This is a genomic window from Treponema sp., assembly GCF_017430385.1.
Taxonomy (GTDB): domain Bacteria; phylum Spirochaetota; class Spirochaetia; order Treponematales; family Treponemataceae; genus Treponema_D.
Window position 1 is genome coordinate 1 of record NZ_JAFRNB010000062.1, and the last position, 4,863, is coordinate 4,863.

Consider the following 4,863-nt stretch of genomic DNA (forward strand, 5'->3'; position numbering starts at 1 on the left):
AAATGACAATACGGAAAAGGAGCATAATATGAAATCAATTCAATGGATGTGTACAAAATGCGGTCAAAAGCAGACAAGAACGGCAAGCACGGGAAGACCAATGCCAGGCAGATGTTCACGGAGCAAAACGGGCGGTCCGCACCGATGGGTTAAAAATTTGACAATCGGGAAATAGGAGAAAGCAGAAAATGGCAGGGATGAACAAATGCGTTGGTTGCGGACGCTCAATCACGGCAAATCAAAAATATGTGGAGAAACACGGGAAATTATTCCACACAAACTGCCTTGATATGTTCTTGGAATCTGACAAGGGCAAGGAGTGGGAAGAAAAATTTTTGCGTTCAAAGGCAGGTCAAGAAGAAGAAATTGATGAACTTCTTGAGAAAATAGAACGATACGGAATGTCTGATTCTGACAAAATAAGGGATGATTTGAATTCATCTATTGCGGATGACGGTGACGAAGAAGCCTACGAGCATTTTAAAGACAAACTTCGTGAATATGAAAGTGCATTTTGGGAATTTGTCCGACAAAAAAGAGAAAAGGAAGAACGAGAAGAACAACAGAAAAGAGAACTAAGACAAGAATATGATACTGTTTTTAAGCAGGTTAAGTCACTCATAAAAAATACAACTTTTTATGAAAACGATGAAAATAAAATCAAAGATTATTTGGCTTCCATCGAATATAAAGTAAATGAAACTAACAAGACAAAATTGGAAAAAATCGCCGCTCTCGATTTTCAATCCGCCGATGAACCGAAAAACGGATTGATTATCGTAGGCGTTATTTTGATTATCAGCGTTTCTCTTTTGCCACTCGGCATTATACTTTTGATTATAGGACTTTCTAAAAAGAACAAAGCAAAGAAAGCAATGGAAGAAGCCGCTCGGAACAATTTTGCGCTTGTTAAAAAAATTATGTATGCAAAATCAGAAAACGCATCTATTGAAGACGATTCTGATAAAACTGTTGAAGAAATGATTTCGGAACTCTACGCTAGTTATATCGAACAGGAATTTGATTCTGACACTGCCGAACAGACTATTTTTGCACAATCAAATGAATCTGAAATCAAAAAAGCAACTGAATCGTTCAATATAAGTTCTGACGAGAAAATTCTTTTTGGTTATGACGATACATTAAAAAAATCTTTTAAAACAGGTTTCGTGCTTACAGATAAAAAGTTGTATTTTACAGATGGCAATAGTTTCAGTAAAAATATAAGCATTTCTGTTTTTGATATAAACAAAATCAGTTTCAAGAAAAAACTTGGAGTATTCTACATCTTAATAAACGATTCTTGTATCAGCATAACTTCGCCGATTGGGCAAGATTCAGAAAAGCTCTGTGAGATTTTAAATAAATCTGTCAAAATTTTACAAAAAGGAAACTGACAATGCCCGAAGATTTACCTAATAATGATATTGAACACTTAGATGCATTTGGAAATTACTCTAATGATAAATATGAGGATGGAATAATGAATCCCTCTTTGTTCAAATCTTCATCACCAAAAATCTTATGGATTCTGAGAGAAACAAACGGAAAATTTAGTCCAAAGGATTGGTGGGGATATAAATCGTATAAAGATTCAAATCCGTTTGATGGCAAAAAACAAAAAGGAAATAAACGGCACACTTGGGAGCCGATAGCCCAAATCTGCTTCCAAATTTTGAATGAACGAGAACCGTGTAATGATTTGGAATTAGCATCGGCTTTGGAACGAATTGCTATTATCAACTTGAAAAAAACAGCAGGAAATGCAAAAGTAAATGAAAAATTCTATGACTATTTAAAAGTTCAAGAAAACCGAAATATATTTATTGAACAAATAAAAAGAATAAATCCTGACGTCATAATCGGTGGAAATACGCTTAATTTAATAAAATCTAATGAGATGTCTTTTAGACAGGGCAGACGAATCTGCCTAAATTCATTCTCTGATAATTCGACTTCTATGAAAAATAATTCTTGTTTCTGCTTTCTAAACAAACTTTTTATAAATCCTTATCATCCTTCATATGTTATGAACAAAGATGAATATGTAAAAATTGTTGTTGCAGCGTATAGAAATTGGTTAAAAATACGGAATGAATGCTCTGTTTTTGAATGGTAAAATCATGAAAACGAACAATAAAGCCAATCCGAAATTAATCAGATTGGCTTTATTGTTCGTGGTTTCGACAAGCTCAACCACTGCGTTATTTTATCAAGCTGTGATATTCCTGCAGAGACTTAACTCCGCCTTCGCCACCGTTGCCGTTCTTAACTGACTCAATGCCCTTAACCGCAGCAAGTGCACCGGCAATTGTAGTGATGTAGCTTACCTTGTACTTAAGGCAAGCCTTGCGAATCGTCTTCCTGTCCTCAGCGTAGTTGCGCTTTGCTTTTGGAGTGTTGATTACCAAACAAACTTCCTTGTTCATAATTAAGTCCACTACGTCCGGGCGACCGGCTCCAATCTTGTTCACAACGTCGCACTTGATTCCGTTTGCGTTGTAGAAATCTGCTGTGCCCTGTGTTCCAACCAGTGTAAAGCCCAGATTCTTCAAAGTCTTTCCGATTTCGAGAACCTGATCTTTCTGACCTTCCTTGTTGCTCAAGCTGATAAGAACCTTCTTGTTTTCCCAGGCAGCCGGTGCGTGTGGAAGTTCTGAACCTGCAGCTTCCTGTGACTTGTAGAATGCTAGTGGGAAGTTTTCAGCCAAGCCAAGAACTTCACCAGTAGAACGCATTTCAGGTCCAAGGATTGGGTCAACTCCAGGGAAGCGTGCCCATGGCAATACTGCTTCTTTTGCTCCGTAGTAAGGAATCTTCTTATCTTTGAGGCCTAGTGATTCGAGAGATTCACCAAGCATCATGCGGGTTGCCAATCTTGCCATCTGTGTATCACAAACTTTTGATACAAGTGGAACTGTACGAGATGCACGAGGGTTAGCTTCGATTACATAAACCTTTCCGTTTTCGATTGCGTACTGCATGTTCATCAAACCGCAAACGTGCAATGACTCTGCAATCTTCTTTGTATATTCTTTGATTGTTGCAAGGTTGTCAGCCGGAATTGAAACTGGAGGAATTACACAAGCTGAGTCACCAGAGTGAATACCAGCAAGCTCAACGTGCTCCATAACAGCCGGAATGTAAACGTGAGTTGAGTCAGCCAGAGCGTCAGCTTCACACTCAAGAGCATTTTTAAGGAAGCGGTCAATCAAAAGTGGGCGGTCTGGAGTAACGCCAACTGCCTTTTCAACGTATTCCTTCAAAGTAGCTTCATCATAAATTACTTCCATTCCGCGTCCGCCAAGAACGAAAGAAGGACGAATCATAATCGGATAGCCAATCTTGTCGGCGCAAGCCTTAGCCTCGTCAAAGTCAATTGCCATTCCGCTTTCTGGCATTGGGATTTCCAGTTTTTCCATCATGTGGCGGAAGAGGTCGCGGTCTTCGGCGATGTCGATTGAGTCGATTGAAGTTCCCAGAATGTTCACACCGTTTTCCTGAAGTTCACGGGCAATGTTCAATGGAGTCTGTCCACCAAACTGAACAATAACTCCGTAAGGCTTTTCCTTTTCATAAATCTGAAGAACATCCTCAGTTGTAACTGGTTCAAAGTAGAGTTTATCAGAAGTATCATAGTCTGTAGAAACAGTTTCCGGGTTGCAGTTTACGATGATTGTTTCGTAGCCGAGTTCCTTCAACTGCATAGCCGCATGACAGCAGCAGTAGTCAAACTCAATTCCCTGACCAATTCTGTTAGGGCCACCACCCAAAATCATAATCTTCTTCTTGTTGTCTGTTGCAACAGAAGTATCTTTTTCTGCATTGTAAGTTGAGTAGTAGTAGCAGGCATTTTCAACACCGGAAACCGGAACGCGGAGCCAGGCTTCTTTAATACCAAGCTCGTTGCGGCGCTTGCGGATATCTTTTTCAGCAACCTTCAAAATCTTTGAAAGGTACTTGTCGCTGAAGCCGTCTTTCTTAGCCTGAATAAGAAGCTTGTCTTCTGGAACGCGTCCAGGGTTCTTAAGCATTTCCTCTTCCAAATCAACAAGCTCTTTCATCTGCTGGAGGAAGAACTCTTTAACGTATGTGATTTCAGAAAGCTTGGCCAGAGGAACACCCTTACGGATTGCTTCGTAAAGCTGGAAGTAGCGCTCGCTAGACTGAACCTTAAGCATTTCGCAAAGTTCATCAGCAGTCTTCTTATTAAAGTCTTTTGCAAAACCAAGACCTGAGCGGCCGTTTTCCAAACCACGGATAGCCTTCTGGAAAGTTTCCTTAAAGTTCTTACCGATGGCCATAACTTCACCAACGGCCTTCATAGAAGTTCCAAGTTCATCCTTTGTACCGCGGAACTTTTCAAATGCCCAGCGTGCAAACTTAAGAACAACGTAGTCTCCATCAGGAGCGCCGCCCAAAGTATATTTTTCAAGAGTGCCATCACGCCAGTAAGGAATTTCGTCCAGAGTCAAACCGCTGGCAAGTTTTGCAGAAACAAGAGCGATAGGGAAACCTGTTGCCTTAGAAGCAAGGGCAGATGAACGTGAAGTTCTTGGGTTAATCTCAATAATAACAACACGGCCTGTCTTAGGATTATGAGCGAACTGAACGTTAGTACCACCGATTACACCGATGTTCTCAACAATCTTAAATGCCATTTCCTGCAGGCGTTTTTCCAAATCCTTGTCAATCGTCATAAAAGGAGCGGCACAGAAAGAGTCACCAGTGTGAACGCCAACCGCATCAATATTTTCGATAGTACAGATTGCAACCATCTGATTCTTAGAGTCGCGTACAACCTCAACTTCAAGCTCTTCCCAACCAAGAATAGACTCTTCAATCAAACACTGGTGAGTCATA

3 protein-coding genes are annotated in these 4,863 nt (G+C 40.2%); 2 read left to right on the plus strand and 1 reads right to left on the minus strand.

All coding sequences use genetic code 11. The features are described from left to right. Positions 1 to 188 precede the first annotated feature (188 nt). Both IJJ71_RS04410 and IJJ71_RS04415 read left to right on the plus strand, forming a co-directional pair. Positions 189 to 1,397 (plus strand): LIM domain-containing protein, encoded by a 1,209-nt coding sequence (locus tag IJJ71_RS04410; protein WP_296845556.1) that lies wholly within the window; start codon positions 189 to 191, stop codon positions 1,395 to 1,397. A 2-nt stretch (positions 1,398 to 1,399) separates the two neighbouring features. Then, on the plus strand, positions 1,400 to 2,119 hold the full coding sequence (locus IJJ71_RS04415; protein ID WP_296845557.1) for a hypothetical protein: 720 nt from the start codon (positions 1,400 to 1,402) through the stop codon (positions 2,117 to 2,119). Between the two features lie 85 nt (positions 2,120 to 2,204). On the opposite strand, the gene carB is transcribed toward IJJ71_RS04415, so the two are convergent. Then, positions 2,205 to 4,863, minus strand: a 2,659-nt coding sequence (carB, locus tag IJJ71_RS04420; RefSeq protein WP_296845558.1) for a carbamoyl-phosphate synthase large subunit, incomplete at its 5' end; no start/stop codon positions are given.

Excerpts from the sequence above, each read along its gene's own strand:
- IJJ71_RS04410 (WP_296845556.1), top strand. The coding sequence starts at position 189 with ATGGCAGGGATGAACAAATGCGTTGGTTGCGGACGCTCAATCACGGCA.
- IJJ71_RS04415 (WP_296845557.1), top strand. The coding sequence starts at position 1,400 with ATGCCCGAAGATTTACCTAATAATGATATTGAACACTTAGATGCATTT.